Annotated in this window: 1 protein-coding gene; it reads right to left on the bottom strand. The window is 61.4% G+C overall.

Features of this window, described 5'->3' with window-relative positions; translation table 11 throughout:
- Positions 1-332, bottom strand: a 332-nt coding sequence (locus AC0L20_RS40365; protein ID WP_473295727.1) for an acetyl-CoA hydrolase/transferase C-terminal domain-containing protein, incomplete at both ends; no start/stop codon positions are given.

Here is a 332-nt window from a genome sequence, read left to right as displayed (position 1 = left end):
CAGGCGGCGTCGAAGTAACTGTTGAGCGCGTCGCGATACGCCGGGTGCACACAGTTGTCGATGATCACTCGGGCGCGCTCTCTGGGTGCCAGGCCACGCAGGTCGGCCAGGCCCACTTCGGTCACCAGGATGTCTACGTCATGCTCGGTGTGGTCCACGTGACTCACCATCGGCACCACGCTGGAAATGGCGCCGCCTTTGGCAATCGACTTGGTCACAAAGATCGCCAGGTGCGCATTGCGCGCAAAGTCTCCGGAACCGCCGATACCGTTCATCATTCGCGTGCCGCAGACATGGGTGGAGTTGACGTTGCCGTAGATAGCGAACTCCAG

Source organism: Bradyrhizobium sp. Kon58 (assembly GCF_055807455.1).
The sequence above is the reverse complement of the archived record's forward strand: the minus strand, read 5'-3'. Positions and strand labels throughout refer to the sequence as shown.